This window comes from Brevundimonas sp. Leaf363 (assembly GCF_001424025.1).
Taxonomy (GTDB): domain Bacteria; phylum Pseudomonadota; class Alphaproteobacteria; order Caulobacterales; family Caulobacteraceae; genus Brevundimonas.
In genome coordinates, this window is sequence record NZ_LMPZ01000002.1 from 1,355,105 (window position 1) to 1,379,098 (window position 23,994).

General features: G+C 67.7%; 24 protein-coding genes. 14 read left to right on the top strand and 10 right to left on the bottom strand.

Features of this window, described 5'->3' with window-relative positions:
- The first annotated feature begins 76 nt into the window (after positions 1-76).
- Together ASG17_RS09815 and ASG17_RS09820 are read left to right on the top strand one after the other, a co-directional pair.
- Complete coding sequence (locus tag ASG17_RS09815) at positions 77-469, top strand: NADH:ubiquinone oxidoreductase subunit NDUFA12 (RefSeq protein WP_056103400.1); 393 nt, start codon at positions 77-79, stop codon at positions 467-469.
- A complete protein-coding gene (locus ASG17_RS09820) occupies positions 466-1,107 on the top strand; it encodes a DUF2155 domain-containing protein (RefSeq protein ID WP_056102417.1) in 642 nt (213 codons plus the stop codon). Before ASG17_RS09815 ends, ASG17_RS09820 begins: the two co-directional genes overlap by 4 nt.
- Here ASG17_RS09820 and aat read toward each other — a convergent pair.
- Complete coding sequence (aat, locus tag ASG17_RS09825; protein WP_200935050.1) at positions 1,074-1,733, bottom strand: leucyl/phenylalanyl-tRNA--protein transferase; 660 nt, start codon at positions 1,731-1,733, stop codon at positions 1,074-1,076. The two genes, ASG17_RS09820 and aat, sit on opposite strands and share 34 nt — an antisense overlap.
- A gap of 15 nt (positions 1,734-1,748) precedes the next feature.
- Positions 1,749-4,379 carry a type I DNA topoisomerase gene (gene topA / locus ASG17_RS09830; RefSeq protein ID WP_056102424.1) on the bottom strand — a complete coding sequence of 877 codons (2,631 nt, stop codon included), beginning with the start codon at positions 4,377-4,379 and terminating at the stop codon, positions 1,749-1,751.
- A 161-nt stretch (positions 4,380-4,540) separates the two neighbouring features.
- Here topA and ASG17_RS09835 point away from each other — a divergent pair, with 161 nt between their 5' ends.
- Positions 4,541-4,780, top strand: coding sequence for a hypothetical protein (locus tag ASG17_RS09835; RefSeq protein WP_156367793.1), 240 nt, complete (start codon positions 4,541-4,543; stop codon positions 4,778-4,780).
- On the opposite strand, the gene dprA is transcribed toward ASG17_RS09835, so the two are convergent.
- On the bottom strand, positions 4,777-5,862 hold the full coding sequence (gene dprA / locus ASG17_RS09840) for a DNA-processing protein DprA (protein WP_056102430.1): 1,086 nt from the start codon (positions 5,860-5,862) through the stop codon (positions 4,777-4,779). The genes ASG17_RS09835 and dprA overlap by 4 nt on opposite strands.
- Positions 5,859-6,497, bottom strand: a complete 639-nt coding sequence (plsY, locus tag ASG17_RS09845; protein WP_056102433.1) for a glycerol-3-phosphate 1-O-acyltransferase PlsY — start codon at positions 6,495-6,497, stop codon at positions 5,859-5,861. Before plsY ends, dprA begins: the two co-directional genes overlap by 4 nt.
- A 136-nt stretch (positions 6,498-6,633) precedes the next feature.
- Here plsY and ASG17_RS09850 point away from each other — a divergent pair, with 136 nt between their 5' ends.
- Both ASG17_RS09850 and prfB read left to right on the top strand, forming a co-directional pair.
- Positions 6,634-9,045, top strand: a complete 2,412-nt coding sequence (locus tag ASG17_RS09850; protein WP_056103403.1) for a penicillin-binding protein 1A — start codon at positions 6,634-6,636, stop codon at positions 9,043-9,045.
- Positions 9,046-9,109: 64 nt separating this feature from the next.
- Positions 9,110-10,232 (top strand): peptide chain release factor 2 gene (prfB, locus tag ASG17_RS09855; RefSeq protein ID WP_156367794.1). Its coding sequence is split into 2 segments (ribosomal slippage): positions 9,110-9,178 and positions 9,180-10,232, totalling 1,122 coding nucleotides; the frame shifts between segments, so codons are not numbered across the junction.
- Positions 10,233-10,299: 67 nt separating this feature from the next.
- On the opposite strand, the gene ASG17_RS09860 is transcribed toward prfB, so the two are convergent.
- From ASG17_RS09860 to tyrS, 4 genes are all read right to left on the bottom strand, one after another.
- Positions 10,300-10,890 carry a polymer-forming cytoskeletal protein gene (locus ASG17_RS09860; RefSeq protein ID WP_056102439.1) on the bottom strand — a complete coding sequence of 197 codons (591 nt, stop codon included), beginning with the start codon at positions 10,888-10,890 and terminating at the stop codon, positions 10,300-10,302.
- The gene (locus ASG17_RS09865; RefSeq protein ID WP_056102441.1) at positions 10,880-12,025 is read right to left on the bottom strand and encodes a peptidoglycan DD-metalloendopeptidase family protein; all 1,146 of its coding nucleotides are present in this window, start codon (positions 12,023-12,025) and stop codon (positions 10,880-10,882) included. Before ASG17_RS09865 ends, ASG17_RS09860 begins: the two co-directional genes overlap by 11 nt.
- A gap of 198 nt (positions 12,026-12,223) precedes the next feature.
- The gene (locus ASG17_RS09870; protein ID WP_056102444.1) at positions 12,224-12,685 is read right to left on the bottom strand and encodes a peroxiredoxin; all 462 of its coding nucleotides are present in this window, start codon (positions 12,683-12,685) and stop codon (positions 12,224-12,226) included.
- The gene (gene tyrS / locus ASG17_RS09875; RefSeq protein WP_056102447.1) at positions 12,685-13,938 is read right to left on the bottom strand and encodes a tyrosine--tRNA ligase; all 1,254 of its coding nucleotides are present in this window, start codon (positions 13,936-13,938) and stop codon (positions 12,685-12,687) included. Before tyrS ends, ASG17_RS09870 begins: the two co-directional genes overlap by 1 nt.
- A gap of 235 nt (positions 13,939-14,173) precedes the next feature.
- Between tyrS and ASG17_RS09880 the strand changes: the two genes are divergently transcribed.
- Both ASG17_RS09880 and ASG17_RS09885 read left to right on the top strand, forming a co-directional pair.
- Positions 14,174-14,797 (top strand): DOMON-like domain-containing protein, encoded by a 624-nt coding sequence (locus ASG17_RS09880; RefSeq protein ID WP_162238785.1) that lies wholly within the window; start codon positions 14,174-14,176, stop codon positions 14,795-14,797.
- Positions 14,794-15,993 carry an exo-beta-N-acetylmuramidase NamZ domain-containing protein gene (locus ASG17_RS09885; RefSeq protein WP_056102455.1) on the top strand — a complete coding sequence of 400 codons (1,200 nt, stop codon included), beginning with the start codon at positions 14,794-14,796 and terminating at the stop codon, positions 15,991-15,993. Before ASG17_RS09880 ends, ASG17_RS09885 begins: the two co-directional genes overlap by 4 nt.
- Here ASG17_RS09885 and ASG17_RS15945 read toward each other — a convergent pair.
- Together ASG17_RS15945 and ASG17_RS09895 are read right to left on the bottom strand one after the other, a co-directional pair.
- A complete protein-coding gene (locus tag ASG17_RS15945; protein ID WP_056102457.1) occupies positions 15,990-16,409 on the bottom strand; it encodes a transporter in 420 nt (139 codons plus the stop codon). The two genes, ASG17_RS09885 and ASG17_RS15945, sit on opposite strands and share 4 nt — an antisense overlap.
- Before the next feature lie 466 nt (positions 16,410-16,875).
- Positions 16,876-17,526 (bottom strand): alpha/beta hydrolase, encoded by a 651-nt coding sequence (locus tag ASG17_RS09895; protein ID WP_056102461.1) that lies wholly within the window; start codon positions 17,524-17,526, stop codon positions 16,876-16,878.
- A gap of 155 nt (positions 17,527-17,681) precedes the next feature.
- Here ASG17_RS09895 and ASG17_RS09900 point away from each other — a divergent pair, with 155 nt between their 5' ends.
- From ASG17_RS09900 to ASG17_RS09925, 7 genes are read left to right on the top strand one after another with little or no spacing between them, the layout of a single operon-like run.
- Entirely contained in the window at positions 17,682-18,164 is a 483-nt protein-coding gene (locus ASG17_RS09900; RefSeq protein WP_056103405.1) for an Rrf2 family transcriptional regulator, read from the top strand.
- On the top strand, positions 18,161-19,279 hold the full coding sequence (locus ASG17_RS09905; RefSeq protein WP_056102463.1) for a cysteine desulfurase family protein: 1,119 nt from the start codon (positions 18,161-18,163) through the stop codon (positions 19,277-19,279). Before ASG17_RS09900 ends, ASG17_RS09905 begins: the two co-directional genes overlap by 4 nt.
- Positions 19,279-20,745, top strand: coding sequence for a Fe-S cluster assembly protein SufB (sufB, locus tag ASG17_RS09910; RefSeq protein ID WP_056102467.1), 1,467 nt, complete (start codon positions 19,279-19,281; stop codon positions 20,743-20,745). Before ASG17_RS09905 ends, sufB begins: the two co-directional genes overlap by 1 nt.
- Positions 20,742-21,011: a cytoplasmic protein gene (locus ASG17_RS15195; RefSeq protein ID WP_200935051.1), complete on the top strand. Its 270-nt coding sequence runs from the start codon at positions 20,742-20,744 to the stop codon at positions 21,009-21,011. Before sufB ends, ASG17_RS15195 begins: the two co-directional genes overlap by 4 nt.
- Positions 21,011-21,760: a Fe-S cluster assembly ATPase SufC gene (sufC, locus tag ASG17_RS09915; RefSeq protein WP_056102471.1), complete on the top strand. Its 750-nt coding sequence runs from the start codon at positions 21,011-21,013 to the stop codon at positions 21,758-21,760. The genes ASG17_RS15195 and sufC overlap by 1 nt, the downstream gene beginning before the upstream one ends.
- Positions 21,757-22,773, top strand: a complete 1,017-nt coding sequence (sufD, locus tag ASG17_RS09920; RefSeq protein WP_056102473.1) for a Fe-S cluster assembly protein SufD — start codon at positions 21,757-21,759, stop codon at positions 22,771-22,773. Before sufC ends, sufD begins: the two co-directional genes overlap by 4 nt.
- Complete coding sequence (locus ASG17_RS09925) at positions 22,752-23,990, top strand: aminotransferase class V-fold PLP-dependent enzyme (RefSeq protein ID WP_056102475.1); 1,239 nt, start codon at positions 22,752-22,754, stop codon at positions 23,988-23,990. Before sufD ends, ASG17_RS09925 begins: the two co-directional genes overlap by 22 nt.
- Positions 23,991-23,994 lie beyond the last annotated feature (4 nt).

Here is a 23,994-nt window from a genome sequence, read left to right on the forward strand (position 1 = left end):
GACGGCGAGCGGCCGTGTTTCTATGATCGCGACAGCGCGCCTGTTCTTGTCGGCGCCGCGTCTGGAAGGCCCTCACGTGCTCGCGAAGATCTTTTCCTGGTGGAACGGCGCCACGATCGGCACCCTGTGGACCGTCGCACGGCGTGGCGAGCTGGTGGGCTCGGACGAGCAGGGCAACCGCTATTATCAGTCGCGCGACAACGTCAGCTACGACGGCCGCCGCCGCCGTTGGGTGATCTACAACGGCTATGCCGAAGCCTCGAAGGTCTCGCCAGACTGGCACGGCTGGCTGCACTACACCTTCGACGAACCGCCGACCGTGACGCCGCTGCCGCGCCGCGCATGGGAAAAGCCGCATCTGCCCAACCTGACCGGCACGCCGCTGGCCTGGCGTCCGCCCGGCTCGCTGGCCGAGGACGGGCGTCGCCCAGCCGCCACCGGCGACTACCAGGCCTGGACGCCCGAATGAGCCGCGACCGCGCCTGGCTGCTGACGGGCGTCATCGCCGTGGCTCTGGCCGGGGCCGGGGCGGTCGGCGCGCGCGCGCTGCAGGATACGCCGGCCGAGGCGCGGCCCGCTGACCCGATCGGCGACATTCTGCGCACGACGCCCTCGACGCCCGAGACAGCCCCTGCCGCCACGCCTGCGCCGGCCGCGCCGGTCGTGGTCGCGCCTGCTGATCCCGTCGTGACCGCTCAGGTCGAGGAAAAGGCCGACGAGGCCGAGGCCGAGGAAGAGAAGACCGCCGCGCCCGCCGCGCCTGAAGAGGCGCCGCCGCCCGGCCGCCGCACGCGCCGCCCCATCGCCGTCGTTCAGGCCATCGACAAGATCACGGCCGAGAGCATGCGCTTCGAGGTCGAGGTCGGCGGTCGCCCGGTCCGCTTCGACAAGACGCTGATCGTTTCGGCCCGCGCCTGTGAAGTCGCGGCCTCCGACGAGGTGGTGAACGATTCGGTCGCCTATCTGGACATCTCGGTCCAGCCGCGTGGCGCCCAGAGCCAGGAGCCGCGCCAGATTTTCCGCGGCTGGATGTTCGCCTCGACGCCCGCCGTCAGCGGCCTGCAGCACCCCGTCTACGACGCCTGGGTGGTGGGCTGTAAGGCGTAATACAGGGCTGCCGCGCCAGTCATCGGTTCGCGCAAGGACCGTATGTTGGGCCGCAATCTAAGCGCCCGGTCCAGCATTTTCAGATAATCGGCCTGGGGCGTCTCGACCGCTCCGAACTGGCTCAGGTGCTCGGTCTGGAACTGCGCGTCCAGCAGGCGCCAGCCGCCGCGCCGCAGCCGAGCGACCAGGTGCACCAAAGCGACCTTGGATGCATCCCGCTCGCGGCTGAACATGCTCTCCCCGAAGAAGGCCCCGCCCAGGGTCACGCCGTAAAGGCCGCCGACCAGCCGCTCGTCTCGCCAGCATTCGATCGAATGGGCGTGTCCCATGGCCTGCAGCGCCAGATAGAGGCCCCGGATCGGCGCATTGATCCAGGTGTCCTCACGTCCCGGCGCAGAGGCCGCACAGGCGTCCAGCACCGCTACGAACGCCGTCGATACCCGCACCTGAAACGGTTCGCCTCGCACCGTCCGCCTCAGGCGTGTCGGCGCATGGAAGGCGTCCAGCGGGATCACCCCGCGCATCTCCGGCTCGACCAGAAACACACGCGGGTCATCCCGCGCTTCGCCCATCGGAAAGACGCCGGTGGCGTAGCACTCCAGCAGTTCCGTCGGCCCGAAGCTCACGGCGGCGATGGATCCCTAGGTGTCGGCCTTTGTAGCGGTCATTTTGGCCGCCGGCTTCTTGGCCGGCGCCTTCTTGGCGGCAGGCTTCTTCGCGGCGGGCTTCTTCGCCGGAGCGGCCTTCTTCGCCCCCTTCTTGGGTGCGGCGTCGGCGCGGGCGGCCAGCAGCGGCAGTGCGGCCTCCATCGTCAGCTCTTCCGGCACCGTGCCTTTCGGCAGGGTGGCGTTGATCTTGCCTGACTTCACATAGGGACCGAAGCGGCCCGCCATGACGTGGACGGGCTCGCCCGTTTCGGGGTGGGCGCCGAGGTCCTTCAGCGGCGCCGCGGCCGCGCCGCGACCGGCGAATTTGCCGGCGCGCTTTTCGGCCAGCAACACGACCGCACGGTTCAGGCCGATCTCGAAGACTTCATCGATATCAGCGACATTTGCGTAGGTGCCGGCGTGCAGGATGAAGGGGCCATAGCGGCCGAGGCCCGCCGTGATCGGCTTGCCGTCCTCGGGGTGCTCGCCGACGGGGCGCGGCAGGGCGAGCAGGCGCACGGCCTGTTCCAGTGTGAGGGTCGCAGCGGACCAGCCCTTGGGCAAGGAGGAGCGCTTGGGCTTCTCCTCGCCGGGGTTGGCGGTTTCGACATAGGGCCCGAAGCGCCCGATCTTCAGCGAGACGGGCTGGCCTGTGGCCGGATCGACGCCCAGGTCGCGGTCGCCGCCGGCCTCGCCGCCCTCCGTCTCGCCCGCCCCGAAACCGCGCGTGTAACGGCATTCCGGGTAGTTCGAGCATCCGATGAAGGACGACTTCATCTTGAAGCTGGCCTTCAGATGCAGGTGGCCGGTCTTGCAAAGCGGGCACAGGCGCGGGTCGGACCCGTCGCCCTTGTCGGGAAACAGGAACGGGCCGATGGCCTGGTCCAGCTCGTCGATGACGCCCTGACGCTCCAGCACGGCGGCCTGGGCGGGCTTCAGGTGTGACCAGAATTCGCGCAGCAGCGCCTTCCAGTCCATGTCGCCGGCCGAAACCTCGTCAAGCTGGGTCTCCAGCGCGGCGGTGAAGTCGTACTGCACCCAGCGGCCGAAGAACTGCTCCAGGAAGGCGGTGACCAGGCGGCCGTTGTCTTCCGGGACGAAGCGGTTGTTCTCCATGCGGACATAGCTGCGGTCGCGCAGGGTGGTCAGGATGGACGCGTATGTGGAGGGGCGGCCGATGCCCAGCTCTTCCAGCTTCTTGACCAGGGTCGCTTCCGAATAGCGCGGCGGCGGTTCGGTGAAGTGCTGGTCGGTGCGGATGGCGTCGACCTTGGCGATCGCGCCTTCCTTGAGGGCGGGCAGGCGGGACGAATCGTCGTCCTCCTCCGACTCGGCGCCCTTCTGGCGTTCGTCGCGGCCTTCTTCGTACACGGCCAGGAAGCCATCGAAGGTGACCACCTGACCGGTGGCGCGCAGGCCCGTCTGGCCGTTGGGCGTCTCGATCTCGACCGTGGTCCGGTCCAGGCGCGCGCTCTCCATCTGAGAGGCGACCATTCGCTTCCAGATCAGTTCGTAGAGCCGCTGCAGGTCGCCATCGAGGCGCAGGGAATCGGGATGGCGCGCGATGTTGGTCGGGCGGATCGCCTCGTGCGCTTCCTGAGCATTCTTGGCTTTCGCCTTGTAGTACCGAGGTTCCGACGGGACGAAGGCGGGGCCGAAGCGGTCGGCGATGACCTCGCGCGCCTGGGCCAGGCCTTCGGGCGTCGTCTGCACGCCGTCGGTCCGCATGTAGGTGATCAGGCCGCCGTTCTCGTCGACGCCTTCGTAGAGCTTTTGCGCGGCCTGCATGGTTCGTTGGGCATTAAAACCTAACTTCCGCGCGGCTTCCTGTTGGAGTGTCGAGGTGGTGAAGGGCGGGGCAGGCGAACGCTTGATCGGCTTCTTCTCGATCGAGCGGATCGTCAGAGGCGAGGCCGCGATGGCGGTACGGGCGGCCTGTGCTGTCGCTTCGTCCTTGATGTCCAGGCGCTGGATTCGCTTGCCCTCGTGCTTCACCAGACGAGCGGTGAAGGGCGGGCTGTCGGCGTTCAGATCGGCCTCGACCGACCAGTACTCCTGGGCCTTAAACCGTTCAATTTCCAGCTCTCTGTCGACCACGATGCGCAGCGCGACCGACTGCACACGCCCCGCCGAGCGCGCGCCCGGCAGCTTGCGCCACAGCACGGGCGACAGGGTGAAACCGACCAGATAGTCCAGCGCGCGCCGGGCGAGGTAAGCCTCGACCAGCTCCATATCCAGCTGACGCGGCGCGGCCATCGCTTCCAGCACGGCGGACTTGGTGATCGCATTGAACGTCACCCGCTCAACCGGCTTGTCCTTAAGCGCCCGCTTCTTGGTCAGGATGTCCAGAACGTGCCAGCTAATGGCCTCGCCCTCGCGGTCCGGGTCGGTGGCGAGAATGACTCGGTCCGAGCGCTTGGCTGCCTCGGCGATCTCGCTCATCCGCTTGGACGCCTTGGGATCGATCTCCCAATCCATGGCGAAGTCTTCATCCGGCTTCACCGAGCCGTCCTTGGACGGCAGGTCGCGGACGTGACCGTAGGACGCCAGGACGTGGAAGTCCGAGCCCAGATATTTGTTGATGGTCTTAGCCTTCGCGGGGCTCTCGACGATGACGAGTTGCATTCACACGGCGCTTCTAGGGAGGGCCGGGAACGTGGTTGGCGGAAGGGCTCCTGTCAATCGGAGCGCGGCCAAAGCCTTCAGTGCAACCCAAGAGCATAGGCAAGGTTGCATAAATATCTGAAGTTGTATCCATTGTGCGGCGCTGGGCTATGGAGAGGTTGATGCAAGCGCGCGAACGATTTGAGGAACGGCCGTCCCGGGCGCCGGCGCCGGCCGACTTGCCTGAGAAGTATCCCGTGCGCGAGTACGTCGGCGCCATGGCGGCCGAGCTGGCGCAGATGGCGCGCTTCAATGGAGACGAGCCTCTGGCGCGCCTGCTGGACGCTGCGGCGGCTCTTTCCCAGCAGCCTCCGATCCCGTTGTTCGCCGATGAACCCACACCGGGGGACCGGCCGAGCTAAGCGGCGGCGACCAGGCCGCCGGGCAGGAGTTCGCACCGGCCCGCCAGGTTCAGCTCCAGCAGTGCGCCGGCGATGACGCTCATGGGCAAGCCCAGCGCGCGCGCCAGTTCGTCTCGAGGCGTCGGCGTCGGTGAGAGCAGGGCGGCGACCCGGTCCAGCAGGCTGACGTCGGCCGCCTCGTCGGGATACGACTCGAACGGCGGCGTCTCGCGCTCCCTGACAGCGCGGAAGGTCTCGAACGCGCGCTCAATGTCCTCCAGTCCCTCGCAGAGGATTGCGCCCTGACGCAGCAAGTCGTTGGGTCCTCTGGCCCTTGGGTCCAGCGGCGACCCCGGTACGGCGAAGACGTCGCGCCCCTGTTCGGCGGCCAGGCGCGCGGTGATCAGGGATCCCGACCGGATTTCGGCCTCGACCACGACGACGCCCCGCGACAGACCCGAAATGATGCGATTGCGGCGCGGAAAGTCGCGCGCCTGGGCCCGAGCGCCCATCGGATTCTCCGATACGACACAGCCATTTTCAGCCAAGCGGCGATGTAGATCGGCGTGCTCGGGCGGATAGATATCGTCGACGCCGCCGCCCAGAACGGCGACCGAGCCTGTGGGGAGCGAGCCCTCATGCGCTGCGCCGTCGACGCCGCGCGCCATGCCCGACACAACGACGTGGCCGGCCTGGCCCAGCTGCTGGGCCAGGCCGCGTGCGATGCGCTGGCCCCCTGCCGACGCGATTCGCGCGCCGACAATGGCCACGCATGAACGCTGCAGCAGCGCCGGGTCGCCCAACGCCCACAGAACGGGCGGCGGCGGGTCGATCTGGGCGAGGCGTTCGGGATAATCGGCATCGCCCAGCACAATGAGGCGTGCGCCGGCGTGGTTTCCATCCGCCATTTCGCGTTCGATCCGGCCAGGATCGATCGGCGTCACGCCCTGACCGCCGGCTCGGCGCGAGAACGCGGGCAAGGCTTCCAGCGCTGATACAGCGTCGCCAAAGCGCCCGATCAGCTGGCGAAAGGCGACCGGGCCGACGCGTTCCGTGCGGGCGAGCCGCAGCCGGGCGAGACGCTCGTCTTCAGACAGGCTCACGCCTTCTTCGCGCCGATGCGAGGCTCGGCGCCCTTGAGCAGACGACCGATGTTCTCGCGATGGGTGATGTAGATGGCCACAGCCATGACCACGGTCATCAGCAGGATCGGCGGCGCGACAGGCATGCCGGGCAGGGAAAGGGGGAGGATGGCCAGCACTGGCGTCAGCGCCGCCGCCGTCAGCGCTGCGAGCGACGAGATCCGCGCCGTAAAGGCGACGACCAGCCAGATCAGGGCCGCCAGCAGCCCCAGCGGCCAGCAGGCGGCCAGCAGCAGCCCGAAGAAGGTCGCCACCCCCTTGCCGCCCTTGAAGCCCAGCCAGGCAGGAAACAGGTGGCCCAGGAAGGCGGCGCCGCCGGCGATCGCGGCGGCCACGTCGCTGCCCAACAGCCAGCGCGCTACCAGAAAGGCGACCGCGCCCTTGCCGGCGTCTAGGACGAGGGTGGCGACGGCCAGATCCTTGCGACCCGTCCGCAGGACATTGGTCGCGCCGATGTTTCCAGAGCCGATGTTGCGCACGTCCCCGGCGCCGGCCGCGCGGGTCAGAATGACGCCGAACGGGATCGAACCCAGCAGATAGCCGCCGATCGCCGCCAGGCCGATCGAGGCCAGCGCGGGCATGACGAGGTCCTGCACGTGATTCGCTCCCCAGTGCGTCTTTTCAGCAAGATGCGGCGGCGCTGAGCGTCAGGCAAGCGCGGGGACGCACACCCGCCCTAGGCGCGGCCCGCGACGCGAGCTAAAGCAGTCGGCCGGGGTGACGGAGTTGCAGGTGAAGCTAGCCGAGCGTTGGTTCGTGTGGGCGGGGATCGTCTTGCTGGGCGCGATCGCCCTGGCGGGCCTGATCGTCGCCATATACGCGGCCTGGCTGTTCCATGACCTGCCAGACGCGTCGGAGCTTGCCGACTATCGGCCGCCGACCGCCACGCGCGTCTACGCCGTCGACGGCACGCTGATCGGCGAGTTTTCGGACGAGCGGCGCATCTATGTCCCCTACGAGCAGATACCCCTGCCGGTCGTGCAGGCGTTTCTGGCCGCTGAGGATCGCAACTTCTTCCAGCATGGCGGCATCGACGTGTCCGGCATCGGGCGGGCCATGTTCAAGAACCTGTTCAACGTGGTGTCAGGGCGGCGCCTGGAGGGCGGCTCGACCATCACTCAGCAGGTCGCCAAGAACGTCCTGCTGACCAACGAGAGCAGCCTGAACCGCAAGCTGAAGGAAGCCATCCTGTCCAGCCGCCTGGAGGCGACGCTGACCAAGGAGCAGATCCTCGAGCTGTATCTGAACGAGATTTTCCTGGGCTATCGCTCGTTCGGCGTGGCCTCGGCCGCCTACAACTATTTCGGCAAGTCGCTGGCGCAGTTGACGCCGGACGAAGCCGCCTTCCTGGCGTCGCTGCCCAAGGGCCCCAACAACTACCACCCCAAGCGTCACCCTGGCGCGGCTAAGGGCCGACGGGATTGGGTTCTGGGCGAGATGGCGCAGAGCGGCTGGCTGACGCCGGCTCAGCTGATCGAGGCGCGGGCGCGTCCGCTGAAGACGCAGGACGCACCGCGCCGCGCCGCCTATGCCGATGCCGACTTCTTCGTGGAGGAAGCGCGGCGCCGAGCGATCAGCCTGTTCGGCCGCGAGCAGGTGAACGGCGGCGGCTATTACATGCGCACCACGCTGGATCCGGAGCTGCAGTCGGCGGCGCGCATCGCCCTGATGCATGGGCTGGAGCAGTACGATCGTCGTCACGGCTGGCGCGGGGCGTGGGGCACCACCGACTTTGCGCCGGGCTGGCAGGCCGAGGCGCTGAAGAAGACGCTGCCCGCCGAACGCCGCAGCTGGCAGGCCGCCGCGATCGAGAGCGTCGCCGGCAACACCGTTCGCGTTCGCACGGCGCGGGATGACCGCGCCGGCGCACTGATCGCTGCAGACGCCGCTTGGGCCAACGCCAATCGCCAGCTGCGGCGTGGCGACCTGATCTTCGTAGAGCCCCAGAACGGCCAGTTCGCCCTGCGCCAGGTACCCGCCGTGAACGGCGCCCTGGTGGCCATAGAGCCCCAGACAGGTCGCGTCCTGGCGATGGTCGGCGGCTATTCCTACGCCCTCAGCAGTTTCAACCGCGCGACCCAGGCCTGGCGGCAGCCGGGTTCGGCGTTCAAGCCGATCGTCTATGCGACGGCGCTGGAGGGTGATTACACGCCCGCCTCGATCATCCTGGATGCGCCGATCAGCTTCGCCGGCGGCGCCAACGGCGGTCGCTGGACGCCCGAGAACTACAGCCGCGAATACTATGGCCCGCAGTCGCTGCGCCGCGGTCTGGAGCTGTCGCGCAACGTCATGACCGTGCGCCTGGCCCAGGCGGTCGGAATGGACAAGATCGTGGCGATGTCCAAGCGGATGGGCGTGGCGGACAACATGGTGCCCAATCTGTCGGTGTCGCTGGGCGCTGGAGAAACGACGCCCTATCGCCTGACCGCCGCTTACGCCGCCTTCGTCAACGGTGGGCGGCGCATCGACCCCTATCTGATCGAGATGGTGCAGGACCGGAACGGTGAAACCATCTTCCGCGCCGATGGCCGCACCTGCCGAGACTGCGGCCGGCCGTTCTCGGGCCAGGAAAGCCCGCGCTTGGCGCCCCGCGGCGAACAGGTCCTGGACCCCATCACCGCCTACCAGATGAGCTCCATGCTGGAAGGCGTGGTCCAGCGTGGCACCGCCGCCAGCGCCCGCGGCCTGGGTCGCTACGTCGGCGGCAAGACCGGCACCACGAACGAGTATCGATCCGCCTGGTTCGTCGGCTTCAGCAGCGACATCGTGGTCGGCGTCTTCATCGGCTTCGACGACAACCGCTCGCTGGGATCCGGCGAAACGGGCGCGGGCACGCCGGTGCCGATCTTCACCGAGTTCATGCAGACGGCGCTGAAGTCGCGGCCCGCCCGGCCTTTCGTGCGGCCGCGCAACGCCATCTTCCGCACCGTCAACGGCATTGAGGAGGCGTTCCGTCCCGGCACCGAACGCCAGCGCCCGGCGGCCCCCACCGCGCCAGCCGCGCCCGTGGGACCGCAGAACTATTATGACGTCCTGCGGCGCGAGGAAGAAGCCGTCGCCGGTCCTGCGCCCGCAGCGCCGCCGCCGCCTTCGGCCCCGCCGCCCGAGCGCGGGCCGGCGGAGGATTTGAGCGGATTGTATTGAGGCCTTTTCCTCGCCCCCGGCGCGCTCTATCTGCGCCCCTCACTTCATGTCGCCGGAGATTGCGATGAGACCGGATGTCGAGGCCATGAAGGCCGACATCGAGCAGAGCGTCGCTCTGCTCAGGAGGCGTCTTTGACTGGGATGTCGCCGTCAGAAAGCTCGATGAGCTGAATGCGCGGGTCGAGGACCCGACGCTGTGGGACAAGCCCGATGAGGCGCAGGCGGTCAGCCGTGAGCGCTCAAAGCTGGAAGCCCAGATCAACACCATCAGAGCCATGGAGCGAGAGCTCGAGGACGGCGTCATGCTGTCCGAGATGGCTGACGACGAGGGCGACGAGGCCACGCTGGAAGAAGCGCGCGCGTCGCTAAAGGCCATCAAGGATCGCGCCGCGCGCGCCGAGCTGGAGGCGTTGCTGTCCGGCGAGGCCGACGGCAACGACGCCTATCTGGAGGTGAACTCCGGCGCCGGCGGCACGGAATCCAACGACTGGGCCGGCATGCTGCTGCGGATGTATTCCCGCTGGGCGCGGGCGCATGGCTACACCGTCGAGGTCGAGGCCCAGGAAGACGGCGAGCAGGCCGGCGTCAAGTCGGCCACCATCCTGATCACAGGGCCGAACGCCTATGGCTGGCTGAAGTCGGAATCGGGCGTGCACCGCCTGGTCCGCATCAGCCCCTATGACGCGGCGGCCAAAAGGCACACCAGCTTCGCTTCGATCGGAGTGTCGCCGGTGGTCGACGATGCGATCGAAATCGACATCAATCCGTCCGACGTGCGCACCGATACCTACCGCGCGTCCGGCGCCGGCGGTCAGCACATCAACAAGACCGATTCGGCGGTCCGACTGACCCACGTTCCGACCAACACCGTGGTCGCCTGTCAGGCCGGCCGCTCCCAGCACCAGAACCGGGAACAGGCCTGGAAGATGCTGCGCGCGCGTCTGTACGAACTGGAACTGCAAAAGCGCGAGGCCGTGGCCCAGGCCCTGGCCGACGCCAAGACCGACATCGGCTGGGGCCACCAGATCCGAAGCTATGTCCTTCAGCCGTATCAGATGGTGAAGGACCTGCGCACCGAGGTGGAGACGTCCGACACCCAAGGCGTCCTGGACGGCGATCTGGACGCCTTCATGGGCGCCGCGCTGGCGGCCCGCGTGGGCGAGACGCGCGGTTCGACGGTCGACTGAGGGGACAATGAAAAAGCGCCGGGGCCCTGAGGCTCCGGCGCTTCTTTCGTTTCGATGATGCTGGGTCTTACGACGCCGGCTTCAGGTCCGGGATATGCGGCAGGTCGTCGATGACCGGAGCGGGCGCCGGAGCCGGGGTCGGCTCGGGCGGCGGCGTGTAGGCGGCCGGACGCGGGGCCGGGGCAGGAGCCGGAGCCTGACGGGCTCCTTGCAGCACGCGGCCCTGGAAGTAGGCGCCGATGTCGATCGACAGCTGCTCGGCGGTGATGTCGCCGTCCACATAGGCGGTAGCGACCAGCTTCACCTGCTTGCCGGAGACGCCGCCGACCACGCGGCCGCGCACCTCGACATAGTCCGCCTGGACATTGCCTTCGACGGCGCCGGTCTCACCGACGATCAGGCGGCCGACGCGCACGTCGCCCTTGATCTGGCCGTCGGCCTGAAGGTCGCCGGCGCCCGAGATGTTGCCTTCGAAGGCCAGATCCGCCGACAGGGTCGACAGGCCACGGTTCGAGACCGAGGCCGAAGCCTGCGACGGCGCCGCGGCCGGCGCGGCGCGCGAGACGCCGGGCGACGGCAGATCCGGCAGAGGCGGGATGGCGGCGACGCCCGACGGACGTTGCGGCTCGGGGGCGGGGGATTTGGTCTTATTGAACAAGTTGGTCTCCGGCTTTCATGAAGCGGGCGGGATTTTGAGGGCGGCCGTCCATCCACACTTCATAGTGCAGGTGAACGCCGGTTGAGCGTCCGGTCGTGCCCATGGCGCCGATGCGTTGGCCGAGCGCGATGGCTTGGCCAGGCTGGACCGCCGTGGCGTTGAGATGGGCGAAGCGCGTCTTGAAACCGCGACCGTGGTCTATCTCGACGACGTTTCCATACCCTGAACGAACGCCGACAAAAGACACGACGCCGGGAGCGGTGGCGTAGATCGGCGTGTTCAGGGGCGCGGCGAAGTCCTGACCCTGATGCAGGGCGGGGCGGCCGTTGAAGGGATCGAAGCGCACGCCGAAGCCGGATGTGGTGCGCGCCTGGGTGGGCCGGTCGAAAGGCAGGCTCTCGGCCGCATCGGCCAAGCCGCGCATGTCGTTCAGGTTGTCGGCCGCATGGCGGATACGCACGGCGAACGGCTCGTCCACGTCCATGATGGCGGCCAGGGCCCGCGGGTCCTTGGCTTCGACCAGGGGACCGCCCAAGCCGGCGCCCTGCGGCGCATAGGCGGCGGGGTTCAGGCCCGCCAGCCGGAAGGCGAGGCGCAGACGTTCTGCGCGGCTCTGGGCGAAGTCCTCGGCGCGGGCGATCAGTCGCTCCTGATCCATTCGCACCGCCAGAATCCGGCGCAGCGGCGCATCGTTGGGGCGCGCCATCGGCGCAGGCTTGAGCGCGGCTTCTGCGCCCTCGACGCCGTGGAACATGCCCATGACCTGGGTTAGGGCGGCGTGCCGCCGCTCGACCATCTGGGCCATGTCGTCCAGCGAGCCGTTGGTGGCCGACATCCGGACCACGGCGCTGTCCAATCGAGCCTGCAGATCGGCATTCAACCGCTCGGAGGCGGCGCGGCTCTGGGAGATGGCGTCACTGGCGTTGGCCCGAACGGACAGGTCGAACAGGAAGCCGCCCGACGCCACCAGGGTCCAGCCGCCGAAGGCGAGGACGGCCAGCGCAGCCATCATCTGCTTTGCAGGAGTTAGAACGTGGCCGCGAACTTCGCCCCCGGCGATGCGGTGATACAGATGCCGCTCGGGAAACCAACGTTCGATTACTGAACGCCTTCGTGTCTCGCTCTGGTCCGTCATACGCAACGCCCCCACGTCCAGGACTTTATCCGAGAGGACGGCGATCACTGCAAGGGTGTTCACGCATTGTTAACCTCGATTTCGCGCGTGAGGGCGAAAACGAATCTTGCGACGAGGCGAATTCGCGCGTCAGGCGCATTATTTGACCAGAGTTTTAGTCAAGCCGCCATCGATCTCGCAACCGCACATCGCAATCGGCTAGAGCGCTCGCGCCGCGTCCAGCACGGATTGGGCATGACCTGCCGTTTTCACCTTGCGCCACGACTGACGGACGCGACCTTGGGCGTCGATCAGGAAAGTCGCGCGCTCGATGCCCATATAGGTGCGGCCATAGAGCTGCTTCTCGCCCCAGACGCCCCAGGCTTCGCACACGCCGCCGGTCTCGTCGGACGCCAGGATGACGCCGAGTTCGTGCTTGGCGCGGAAGCGGGCCAGCTTCTTCGGCGCGTCCTTCGACACACCGATGAGCGCGACCCCCAGTTTGGCGAAGTCCTCTGCCAGTGCGGTGAAGTCCTTCGCTTCCGATGTACAGGCGGGCGTGTCGGCCTTCGGATAGAAGAAGATCACCGCCGGGCCGTTCAGCGCGGCCAGCGACACCTGCGCGCCGTCGTCGGTGGGCAGGTCCAGGGCGGGGGCGGGTTGGCCGTCTTCCGCCACCATCAGACTGCCTTCACCAGAACCAGCTTCTTCTTGCCGGCCGCCAGCTTCAGGACGCCGTCCGTCAGGTCGTCCTCGATGATGAGCTGAGCCCCGTCCGTCACCGCCGCATCGTTCAGGCGCAGGCCGCCGCCCTGGGCCAGGCGACGGGCTTCGCCATTGGACGCGGTCAGGCCCGCCTTGGTGGCGACAGCGGCGATCATGGCGCCGATCACCTCTTCACGCGGCAGTTCGACGGTCGGCAGGTCGGCCGAGACGACGCCCTTTTCGAAGGCGCTCTCGGATGCGGCGCGGGCGGTCGCGGCCGCCTCGGCGCCGTGCAGCAGGGTGGTGGTGGCGTCGGCCAGGGCCTTCTTGGCGTCGTTGATGGCGGCGCCGTCGAGGGCTTCCAGCGCGGCGATCTGGTCCAGCGGCAGGTCGGTGAACAGGCGCAGGAACTTGCCCACATCGGCGTCGTCGACGTTCCGCCAGAACTGCCAGTAGTCGTACGGCGACAGCTGCTCGGCGTTCAGCCAGACAGCGCCTTGCGCCGTCTTGCCCATCTTGCCGCCTGACGCCGTGGTCAGCAGCGGCGTGGTCAGGCCGAAGGCGGCCTTCTGGTCCACGCGCCGCACCAGATCGACGCCCGAGACGATATTGCCCCACTGGTCCGAGCCGCCCATCTGCAGCGTCACATTCAGGCGGCGGTTTAGCTCCAGGAAGTCGACCGACTGCATCAGCATGTAGTTGAATTCGAGGAAGCTCATCGGCTGCTCGCGTTCCAGCCGCAGCTTGACGGAATCGAACGCCAGCATCCGGTTGACGGTGAAGTGCGTGCCGTATTCGCGCAGGAATTGGATGTAGCCGTAGCCTGACAGCCAATCGTCGTTGTCGATCATGACCGCGTCGGTCGGCCCGTCTCCGAAGGTCAGGAATTTCTCGAAGACCGTGCGGATCGAGGCGATGTTCGACTGGATCGTCTCGTCCGTCAGGTGGGGGCGCGAGGCGTCCTTGCCGGTCGGATCGCCGACCTTGGTCGTGCCGCCGCCCATGATGACCACGGGCTTGCCGCCCGCCTGCTGAAGCCGGCGCAGCATCATGATCTGGATCAGGCTGCCGACGTGCAGGCTGGGCGCCGTCGCGTCGAAACCGATGTAGCCGGAGACGATCAACGTCGCCGCCGCCGCGTCCAGCTCGGCCGGATGGGTGATCTGATGGATGTAGCCGCGCGCCTGAAGCGTCTTCAGGAAGTCGGACTTGAAGGCTGTATCGGTCATGGTCGGCTCCGTTAGCAGGGAAGCCGGCGCGCTGTCAGGGGTTTCGCGCCAGCAGGTGCGGCGCGTGGGTTCGCGGGCCGCTCGCTAGATCAGCGGGCGGTAATACAGGCTGGTCAGGGCGCGGGCGGCGAACATGGGTTTTGGGGTAGGGCGGTCGTGAGCGACCGTCAAGCGGCGGCTGTCCACTGGCGATAGAGGCTGTATGAGCGAAGCGAACGACAGGATCGGAGGCGTCATGGGCGAGACTTCCAAAACGCGGCGTACCGTCCTCGCGCTCGGCGCGGCGTCGATCGCCTTTCCGACGCTTGGGATGGCGGAGCCGGCGGGCTATCGATGGCCGATGGAAGTCGACCTGATCCCCCATCCGACCAATCCGCCCGGGCCGATCGAGCGCGTCTCGGTAAGGCTGGAGCGGCGTGGGCCGAAGCTCTGGCTGCGCTACACGATCGAGGGGCGAGTCGGTGAGGTCGAAACGCCTGCCGAGGCTGCGCCGGACCGCACCGACGAGCTGTGGAAGCACACCTGTTTCGAGGTCTTCATCCAGACCGACGGCGGCTACCGCGAATTCAACTTGGCTCCGTCTAGCCGCTGGGCGTCGTATCGCTTCACCGGCTATCGCCAGGACATGGCCGATGCGGACGAGATAGCGGTGATCGAGCCGCTGGATCTGGCCGCCGACCAGATCGCGCTGGAGGCCGAGGTCGAGTTGCCCGACCCCGTCGGCCTGCTGGCCCTGTCGACCGTCATCGAGGCGACCGACGGCACGATCACCTACTGGGCGCTGGCCCATCCGTCGCCCGAGCCGGACTTCCACAATCCGGCCGGTTTCACCCTGAGCCTGCCTGCGGAGCCCGCATGATGTTCGGCATCGATCGCTTGGTCTCGGATGCGTCGCTTCGCGCGCCGCTTCAGGGCAGGCGCGTGGCGCTGGTGGCGCATCCGGCCTCGGTGACGGCGGATCTGACCCATTCGGTGGACGCCCTGGTCGCGGCGGGCGTGAACATCACCGCCGCCTTCGGTCCCCAGCACGGGATGAAGGGCGACCTGCAGGACAATATGATGGAGAGCCCGGACTACACCGACCCGGTGTACGGCTTCCCCGTCTTCAGCCTGTACGGAGAAGTGCGCCGGCCGCGCGGCCAGTGGATGAACACCTTCGACGTGGTGCTGATCGACCTGCAGGACCTGGGCTGCCGTATCTACACCTATGTCACCACGCTGCTCTATGTGCTGGAGGCGGCGGCCGAGCACGGCAAGGAAGTGTGGGTTCTGGACCGGCCCAATCCGGCCGGGCGGCCCATCGAGGGGCTGACGCTGCGGTCGGGCTGGGAGAGCTTCGTCGGCGCCGGGCCCATGCCGATGCGGCATGGCCTGACGCTGGGCGAGCTAGGGCGCTGGTTCATCCACCACTTCAAGCTGGATGTGGCCTATCGCGTCATAGAGATGGATGGCTGGGCGACCGATCAGGCGCCGGGCTATGGCTGGCCGTTGCTGGAGCGGGCGTGGGTGAACCCCAGCCCCAATGCGCCGAACCTGTCGATGGCGCGGGCCTATGCCGGCACGGTGATGCTGGAGGGGGCGACCCTGTCGGAGGGGCGGGGCACCACCCGGCCGCTGGAGCTGTTCGGCGCGCCCGACATCGACGCCAAGGCCGTGATCGCCGAGATGCAGCGCCTGGCGCCGCAGTGGCTGGGCGGCTGCGTGCTGCGCGACATGTGGTTCCAGCCGACCTTCCACAAACACGTCGGACAGCTGTGCAACGGCGTGCAGATCCACGTCGAAGGCCCGCACTATGACCACGCCGCCTTCCAGCCGTGGCGGATGCAGGCGCTTGGATTCAAGGCGATCCGGTCTCTGTATCCCGACTACGACCTGTGGCGCGACTTCCCTTACGAATACGCCTTCGGGAAGCTGGCCATCGACGTCATCAACGGCTCGCCGCTGCTGCGGGAGTGGGTGGATGACGCGGAGGCGGACGCGGGGGATCTGGATGCGCTGACGAAGCCGGACGAGGCGGCCTGGGCCGAAGAGACGCGGCCTTTCCTGATCTACTAGAACCGTCGCGCCACGCCGACGCCGAACTCCACGTCCGGGCTGTCGTCATTGAGGCCGAAATTCAGGCCGAAGTCGAGTTGCGCGTCGGCCAGGAAGGGCGGGGTCCAGACGGCGGTCAGGTCGAAGGTGGACTGGGTGACGCCGCCCATGGGGTCGTCGTCGTGCGCGACCCAGATCTCCGCCCCCAGAGCCCACGGGCCAAAGGCGCGACCGACGCCCGCGACGATGGCGTACGCCGCGTGCGCGCCTTCGCCGTCCGCATCCGGGACCAGGTCGATTTCGGGCGACAAGCTGAGGCCCCAGTCGTCGTTCAGCGGCAGGGCGATGGGCAGGACCACACCGCCTGACATCTGGTTGTCCGACACCGCGTCCGATCCGGTTGGCACGGTCATGAAGCTGGCCAGAGCCACCGACACGCCGGACCCCGTCAGGATTGGCCAGCGAGTGGCGCACGCCAACCGTCAGATCGCCGGTCCCGTGGACCTTGTCGCTGAAGCCGCCCTCTCGGGTTTCCTCGGAGGTGTACGGCGTCAGGCCGACCTGGACCTCGGTCAACTCGCTCACCCCGAACCGCAGCCAGGTGTCTCCGTAGCCCCAGGATTCGGTGCGGACGCCGCCATCCGACTGGCGGCCGTAGTCGAACAGGCCGACCTCCAGCTGAAGATGGCCCGCGTCCAGTATGCAGGTCGGCGTGCCCTTGCCGGGCCGGTCGGCGCAGAAGTCGCGTAGGCCGTCACCCTGCGCCGAGGCCGGCGCGGCGGCGAACAGGGCGGCGGCCGTGGCCGCGCCGATGATAATGAAACGGATCAAGCTGGTTCCCCCGAACGTGAGGCCAGCTTAGCCGTGTCCACCGATCCCTGACAAATCTGGTCTGGAGGCGGCCTACGCCGGTTCCGCCTCCAGGCGCTTGTCCAGATAGGCGCCCACGCGGCGTTCAACAGCGCCCATGTGGTCCTGCCAGAAGTGGCTGGCGCCGTCCTCCAGCTCGTAATCGATGACGATGCCCTTCTGGGTGCGCAGCTTGTTGACCACGCGCTCGACCTCGACCGGCGGGACGATGCTGTCGGCCGTGCCGTGCAGGAACAGACCGGACGCCGGGCAGGGGGCCAGGAAGCTGAAATCGTACATGTTGGTCGGCGGCGAGACGGAGATGAAACCGTCCGTTTCGGGTCGGCGCATCAGCAGCTGCATGCCGATGTAGGCGCCGAACTGATAGCCGGCGACCCAGGTCTGGGTGGCGGCCGGGTTGCTGGACTGCAGCCAGTCCAGCGCCGTGGCCGCGTCGGCTAGCTCGCCGATGCCGCTGTCGAACTCGCCCTGGCTCTTGCCGACGCCGCGCGAATTATAACGCAGGGTTGCGAAGCCCCGCTGCTGGAACAGCTGGTGCAGGGTGACCGTCACCGGGTTGTTCATGTGGCCTGCCGCCTTGGGGTGCGGGTGCAGGATCAGGGCGATGGGGGCGTTCGGGCGCTTGCCCGGCGAATAGCGACCTTCGATGCGGCCAGAGGCGCCAGGCAGAATGACTTCAGGCATGAGATAATTTCGGTCCGTCCAGTGCGATCATCGCAGCCACAATACTTGACCACGGGGGTAGGACTTTCTAAGTCCGGCCCGCGTGTCGCCGCCGCTGCGAAGGCGCGGGTTCTAGCACAGGACCTTCGCGACGCGCGCCAATTTTGAGGATGGCCATGCGCCTGTCGACCAAGGGACGATACGCCGTGATGGCGATGGCCGACCTGGCCCGGAACGGGCGGGGCGACGACGGCCGCGATCGCGCCGTTTCGCTGGCTGAAATCGCGGCGCGTCAGGAAATCTCGCTGAGCTATTTGGAGCAATTGTTCGCGCGCCTGCGCAAGGGCGGGCTGGTCGTCAGCGTGCGGGGGCCCGGTGGCGGCTATCGCCTCTCCCGCGCCGCGAACGACACGGCGGTGGCCGAGATCGTGCTGGCGGTGGACGAACCGATCCGTGCGACCCGCTGTTCCGGCCATGCATCACCCCGCGGCTGCATGGTGTCGGGCGAGCGCTGTATTACCCATCACCTGTGGGAAGACCTGGGCGAGGAAATCCATCGGTATCTGTCGGGCGTCAGCCTGGCCGATGTGATCGCCAAGCGGACGAGCCGCCGGCCTGCCGATCTGGGCGCGCCGGACGCCGTGGGGGTGGCGGCGTGAGCGTCTACCTCGATCATAATGCGTCCTCGCCGCTGAGGCCCGAGGCCCTGGCGGCCATGACGGCGGCGCTGGCCGAGGTCGGCAATCCGTCGTCGGTGCATGCGGCCGGGCGGCGTGCGCGGGCGCGCGTCGAGACGGCGCGCGGCCAGGTCGCGGCGCTTGCCGGGGTGACGGCCCAAGACGTGACATTCACCGGCTCGGGCACCGAGGCCAATGCGCTGGCCATCCAGTCGGCCGTGGCGGCGGGCGTCGAGCGGCTGATCGTCAATCCGACAGAGCATCCGTCGGTGCTAGAGCCCGCGCGCGCGGCGGGCTTGCCGGTTGAGTGGCTGGAGGTCGAGGAGAACGGCCTCGTCTCGATGCATGAATTGGCGGATCGACTGAAGGACGGCGCGCCGGCGCAGGTGCTGTTGCAACTGGCCAATAGCGAGACGGGGGTGGTTCAAACCTTCCCCGAGGTGGCTGACGTCTGCGCTCGCTTCGGCTCGTGGCTGCACGTCGATGCGGCGCAGGGCGCGGGCAAGATGCCGTCGATCCGCTGGGGGGATACGGTCGCCATCTCGGCGCACAAGATCGGCGGACCGCAGGGCGTGGGCGCGCTGATCAACATCACGGGCAAGGCGTTGAGCGCCGTCGTGCGAGGCGGCGGGCAGGAGCGCGGCCTGCGTGCGGGCACAGAGAATGTCGCGGCCATCGCCGGGTTCGGCGCGGCGGCCGAGGCGGCCGGGCGCGATCTGGACGCCATCAATCGCCAGGAGCCGTGGCGCGACGCGGCGCTGGCGCGGATGATGGCCGAGGGCGCCGAGAGCATCGGCGACGGCGCCTGGATCCTGCCGCACGTGCTGTCGGCGGCGGTCGAGGACTGGGCCAGCGAGCTTCAGGTCATGGCGCTGGATCTGGCGGGGGTGATGGTCTCGGCGGGATCGGCCTGTTCGTCGGGCAAGGTCGCCCGTTCGCCGGTGCTGAGCGCCATGAAGCTGGACCGGCTGGCGGGCGGGGTCATCCGCGCGACCGGCGGCTGGAACACCACTGAGGACGACTGGGCGCGGTTCGCCGACGCCTGGATCGACAGTTACCGCGCCTTCCGTGCGCGCCGTATCGAGAGGGCCGCGTAATGGCCGCCGTTCAGGAAACCATCGACGCCGTCGCCGCGCTGGAAAAGTACGAGCATGGCTTCACATCGGACATCGAAACGGAATACGCGCCGCGTGGCCTGAACGCGGACATCGTGCGCTTCATCTCCGAAAAGAAGGGCGAGCCGGAGTGGATGCTGGAATGGCGTCTGGCCGCCTATGAGCGCTGGCTGGTGATGGAAGAGCCGACCTGGGCGGCCGTGAAATACGAGCCGGTCGATTACCAGTCGCTGTTTTACTATGCGGCGCCGAAGCAGAAGGTCGGGCCCGCCAGCCTGGACGACGTCGATCCCGAAATCCTGGAGATCTACAAGAAGCTGGGCATCCCGCTGAAGGAGCAGGAGGTGCTGGCGGGCGTGCAGGGTGCGCCGCGCGTGGCGGTGGACGCGGTGTTCGACAGCGTCAGCGTGGTCACGACCTTCAAGGAGGAACTGGCCAAGGTTGGCGTGATTTTCATGCCGATTTCCGAGGCCTTGCGCGAATATCCTGAGCTAGTGCGGCAATATCTGGGATCGGTCGTGCCGGTCTCGGACAACTATTTCGCGGCGCTGAACTCGGCCGTCTTCAGCGATGGGTCGTTCGTCTACATCCCGCCGGGCGTGAAATGCCCGATGGAGCTGTCGACCTATTTCCGCATCAATGCGAGCCAGACCGGCCAGTTCGAACGCACCCTGATCATCGCCGACAAGGGCAGCTACGTCTCCTACCTGGAGGGCTGCACCGCGCCGATGCGTGACGAGAACCAGCTGCACGCGGCGGTGGTTGAATTAGTCGCGCTGGACGACGCCGAGATCAAATATTCGACGGTCCAAAATTGGTACCCCGGCGACGCCGAGGGCAAGGGCGGCATCTACAACTTCGTCACCAAGCGCGCCGATTGCCGCGGCCACCGGTCGAAGGTGTCGTGGACCCAGGTGGAGACCGGTTCGGCCGTGACCTGGAAATACCCGTCCTGCGTCCTGCGCGGCGAGGAAAGCTCGGGCGAGTTCTATTCCATCGCCATCACCAACGGACATCAGCAGGCCGACACCGGCACCAAGATGATCCATCTGGGCAAGAATTCGAAGTCGCGGATCATCGCCAAGGCGGTCTCGGCGGGCAAGTCGGACTCGACCTATCGCGGCCTGATTTCGGTGCATCCGAAGGCGACGGGTGTGCGCAACTTCACCCAGTGCGACAGCCTGCTGATCGGCAAGGAATGCGGCTCGCACACCATCCCGTACATCGAGGCCCGCAACGGCTCAGCCCAGCTGGAGCACGAGGCGACGACGACCCGCCTGTCCGACGACCAGCTCTTCTACGCCCAGCAGCGCGGGCTTTCGCAGGAGGAGGCGGTGGCTCTGCTGGTCAACGGCTTCGTTCGCGACGTGATGCAGAAACTGCCGATGGAGTTCGCCGTCGAGGCGCAGAAGCTGGTAGCGATCAGCCTTGAGGGGAGCGTGGGGTGAGCGGCCTCAATCCGGCCGCGCAGCTGAGTCAGGCGCACAGCTTTGCGTCACTGCATCGGACGCAAATCGAGCAAAGCGCTGTGTGCGGCTGCTTCTATTGCAAGACCAACTTTGAACCCGCGCGGATCGAAGAATGGACCGACGACGATGCCACGGCTCTTTGTCCGAACTGCGGAATCGATTCGGTTATCGGTGATGCCTCTGGCGCTGCTGTAACCAACGCCGACTTCATGCGGCGCATGCATAATTATTGGTTTGAACGTTGATGCTCTCTATCTCCAACCTCCACGTCTCCGTCGGCGACAAGCCGATCCTCAAGGGGCTGACGCTCGACGTTCCCGCCGGCGAAGTACACGCCGTCATGGGGCCGAACGGGGCGGGCAAGTCGACGCTGGGATACGCCCTGTCGGGACGGCCCGGCTATGAAGCCACTGAGGGCTCGGTCGAGTGGGCCGGCCGCGACCTGCTGGCGCTGGAGCCTGCCGAGCGGGCGGCGGCGGGCGTCTTCCTGTCGTTCCAGTATCCGATCGAGATTCCCGGCGTGCCGGCCCTGACCTTCGTGCGCACGGCGCTGAACGCGCAGAAGCGGGCGCGCGGTGAGGACGAGGTGACGGCGCCGCAGTTTCTGAAGCTGGTGCGGGCGGCGGCGACGGCGCTGAAGATGGATTTCGACATGCTGAAGCGGCCGCTGAACGTCGGCTTCTCGGGCGGTGAGAAGAAGCGGATGGAAATCCTGCAGATGGCCCTGCTGGAGCCGTCGCTGCTGATCCTGGACGAGACCGATTCCGGCCTCGACATCGACGCCCTGCGGATCGTGTCGGAGGGGGTGAACGCCCTGCGCGGACCCGACCGGTCCATGCTGGTCATCACCCACTATCAGCGCCTCCTGGACTACATCAAACCGGACCGGGTGCACGTTCTGGCGGCCGGGCGGATCGTCGCCTCGGGCGGGCCGGAGCTGGCGCTGCAGCTGGAGGCGGAAGGGTACGACAAGTATCTGCCGCAGGCGGCGTGAGCACCGCCCTGAACCTGCGCGACGCCGCGACCTTCCCCTCGCGTCGCACTGAGGCGTGGAAATACAGCGACCTGCGGCGTCATCTTCGCGACGCGCCTGAGCCTTCGCCGACCGTCGAGATCGACACGGCCGGGCCGTTCGACGGTATGGGCGGCGATCTGGTGGCCTTCGCCAATGGCGCGGCGCAGGGGCCGGATGCCTTCGTGGCAAAGGGCGAGCAGACGCTGCGCCTGCGCTTCGTCTCGGACGCCAGCGGGACCGGCCACACGGCGCAGGTGGATGTGGCGGCGCGGGCCGGGGCCCGGCTGCTGCTGCTGGAAAGCCATGAGGGGCGCGGTTCAGCCTATGTCGCGCACAACCAGATCGCCCTGCACATCGCGGGCGGCGCCGAGGTGACGCGCGTGGTGCTGGTCGAGGAGCCGGCGGATGCGATCTCCATCGCCGAGGCTGATGTACGGGTCGAGGCGGGCGGCGTGTTTCGTCAGACCGTCGTGGTCACCGGCGCCAAGCTGCAGCGGTTCGAGACTCGCGTGATGCACTTTGCGCAGGGCGCGCATGTGCGGATGGACGGCGTCTATGTGCTGGACGGATCGCGCCAGTCAGACTTGACCTCGACCGTACGGCATCTGGCGGCGGACGGCGCGACCAGCCAGCTGATCAAGGGCGTGGCGGGCGACACGGCGCGGGGCGTCTTCCAGGGCAAGATCGTCGTGGAACGCGGCGCTGACGGCACGGACGCCCGCATGGCGCACCACGCCCTGATCGCCGGAGAGCGGGCCGAGATCGACGCCAAGCCCGAGCTGATCATCTATGCCGACGACGTGCAGTGCGCGCATGGCAATACGGTCGGCACGCTGGACGAAAGCGCCCTGTTCTACATGCAGCAGCGCGGCATTCCGGAAGGTGAGGCGCGGGCCCTGCTGACCCAGGCGTTCCTGATCGAGGTGGTGGACCGCATCGAGCATGACGCGGCCAGAGAAACGGTGCGGGAATGGCTGACGGCTCGCCTGTAATGACCTTCGATCCCTATGCGGTGCGGGCGCAGTTTCCGATCCTGTCGCGACAGGTGAACGGGCGGCCGCTGGTTTACCTGGACAACGCCGCCTCGGCGCAGAAGCCGCGCGCGGTGATCGGTGCCCTGGTGGCGACCATGGAGGGCGGCTACGCCAACGTCCACCGGGGCCTGCACACTCTGTCGAACGAGGCGACCGAGGCCTATGAGGCCGCGCGCGAGGTGGTGGCACGCTATCTGAACGCCGAGACGTCCGAGCAGGTCGTCTGGACCAAGGGCGGCACCGAGGCGATCAATCTGGTGGCGCACGGGCTGGGCCAGAGCCTCCAGCCGGGCGACGAAATCATCGTCTCGGAGATGGAGCACCACTCCAACATCGTGCCGTGGCATCTGCTGCGCGAGCGGCGGGGCGCGGTGCTGCGGTGGATCCCGATCCACGACGACGGCTCGCTGGACATGGCGGCCTATGCCGACCTGCTGGGGCCGAAAACGCGGATGGTCGCGGTCACCCATATGTCGAACGTGTTGGGGACCATCAATCCGGTCGCCGAGATCACGCGGATGGCTCATGCAGCGGGGGCTCAGGTCCTTATCGACGGCTGTCAGGGCGCGGTGCATGCCGCGCCGGACGTGCAGGCCATCGGCTGCGACTTCTACGTCCTGACCGGCCACAAGCTGTTCGGCCCCACCGGCATCGGGGCGCTGTATGGCAAGGCCGAGGCGCTGGAGGCCCTGCCGCCGTATCAGGGCGGAGGCGAGATGATCGGCGTGGTCGAAAAAGACCGCATCACCTACGCCAAGCCGCCCGCGCGGTTCGAGGCCGGCACGCCGCCGATCCTGGAGGCCATCGGTCTGGGCGTCGCCCTGGACTGGTTAGGCCAGTTCGACCGTGCGGCGGTGCGGGCGCATGAAGAGGCCCTGTACCAGCGGGCGCGCGAGGCGCTGCGCGGCGTCAACGGCATCCGCGTGCTGGGCGACGCGGCCGGGAAGGGCGCCATCCTGACCTTTGCGGTCGAGGGCGCCCACGCCCATGATGTGGCCCAGATCATGGACCGGTACGGCGTCGCCGTGCGGGCCGGACTGCACTGCGCCGAGCCGCTGGCGAAAAGACTGGGCGTGACATCGAGCACGCGCGCCTCCTTCGCCCTATATAACACCCTGGAGGACGCGGATGCGTTCGCCGAAGCGCTGATCAAGGCGCGGAACTTCTTCGTGTAAGCCC

What these genes read in the sequence shown, in the direction of transcription:
- tyrS (WP_056102447.1), bottom strand. Translation starts at nt 13,938, where the DNA reads ATGACCGATACAGCCTTCAAGTCCGACTTCCTGAAGACGCTTCAGGCG.
- topA (WP_056102424.1), bottom strand. Translation starts at nt 4,379, where the DNA reads ATGCAACTCGTCATCGTCGAGAGCCCCGCGAAGGCTAAGACCATCAAC.
- ASG17_RS09885 (WP_056102455.1), top strand. Translation starts at nt 14,794, where the DNA reads ATGATGTTCGGCATCGATCGCTTGGTCTCGGATGCGTCGCTTCGCGCG.
- ASG17_RS09870 (WP_056102444.1), bottom strand. Translation starts at nt 12,685, where the DNA reads ATGGTGGCGGAAGACGGCCAACCCGCCCCCGCCCTGGACCTGCCCACC.
- ASG17_RS09820 (WP_056102417.1), top strand. Translation starts at nt 466, where the DNA reads ATGAGCCGCGACCGCGCCTGGCTGCTGACGGGCGTCATCGCCGTGGCT.
- ASG17_RS09865 (WP_056102441.1), bottom strand. Translation starts at nt 12,025, where the DNA reads ATGACGGACCAGAGCGAGACACGAAGGCGTTCAGTAATCGAACGTTGG.
- ASG17_RS09925 (WP_056102475.1), top strand. Translation starts at nt 22,752, where the DNA reads ATGGCTGACGGCTCGCCTGTAATGACCTTCGATCCCTATGCGGTGCGG.
- sufB (WP_056102467.1), top strand. Translation starts at nt 19,279, where the DNA reads ATGGCCGCCGTTCAGGAAACCATCGACGCCGTCGCCGCGCTGGAAAAG.
- ASG17_RS09835 (WP_156367793.1), top strand. Translation starts at nt 4,541, where the DNA reads ATGCAAGCGCGCGAACGATTTGAGGAACGGCCGTCCCGGGCGCCGGCG.
- sufC (WP_056102471.1), top strand. Translation starts at nt 21,011, where the DNA reads ATGCTCTCTATCTCCAACCTCCACGTCTCCGTCGGCGACAAGCCGATC.
- ASG17_RS09895 (WP_056102461.1), bottom strand. Translation starts at nt 17,526, where the DNA reads ATGCCTGAAGTCATTCTGCCTGGCGCCTCTGGCCGCATCGAAGGTCGC.
- ASG17_RS09900 (WP_056103405.1), top strand. Translation starts at nt 17,682, where the DNA reads ATGCGCCTGTCGACCAAGGGACGATACGCCGTGATGGCGATGGCCGAC.
- ASG17_RS09880 (WP_162238785.1), top strand. Translation starts at nt 14,174, where the DNA reads ATGGGCGAGACTTCCAAAACGCGGCGTACCGTCCTCGCGCTCGGCGCG.